The following is a 618-nucleotide window of genomic DNA, read 5'->3' on the forward strand; positions in this document are numbered from 1 at the left end:
AACACACTTGGAGAAGAAATAAGAAAAATGCTTCATACTTCAGCAAACTTCGCTAAAGACTTAGAATCTAAATCAAAAGATTTAGAAGAAGCAGTAAGAACTCTTACAGAATCTTCGAATACTCAAGCAAGTTCATTAGAACAAACAGCAGCAGCTATTGAAGAAATTACTTCATCTATGCAAAATGTATCAGGAAAAACAGGTGAAGTAATTACACAAAGTGAAGACATTAAAAATGTCATAGGCATTATTAGAGATATAGCAGACCAAACAAATCTCTTAGCACTCAATGCAGCCATAGAAGCAGCAAGAGCAGGAGAACATGGAAGAGGATTTGCAGTTGTTGCTGATGAAGTCAGGAAACTTGCAGAAAGAACACAAAAGAGCTTAGGAGAAATAGAAGCCAATACAAATATCTTAGTGCAATCTATTAATGATATGGCAGAATCTATTAAAGAACAAGCAACAGGTATTTCTCAAATCAATGAAGCTGTCTCTCAATTAGAAAGCATTACACAACAGAATGTAGAAATAGCGAATCATTCTAAAGATATAAGCACAGCAGTAGATAATGTAGCAGCACAAATACTAGCAGATGTGAATAAGAAGAAGTTTTAG

General features: G+C 34.3%; 1 protein-coding gene. It reads left to right on the top strand.

Annotation, left to right across the window (positions count from 1 at the left end; all coding sequences use genetic code 11):
* Positions 1–618, top strand: a 618-nt coding sequence (locus CCZ01_RS10910) for a methyl-accepting chemotaxis protein (RefSeq protein ID WP_258437187.1), incomplete at its 5' end; no start/stop codon positions are given.

Origin of the sequence: Helicobacter monodelphidis (assembly GCF_003288845.1) — a bacterium.
Classification (GTDB): Bacteria; Campylobacterota; Campylobacteria; order Campylobacterales; family Helicobacteraceae; genus NHYN01.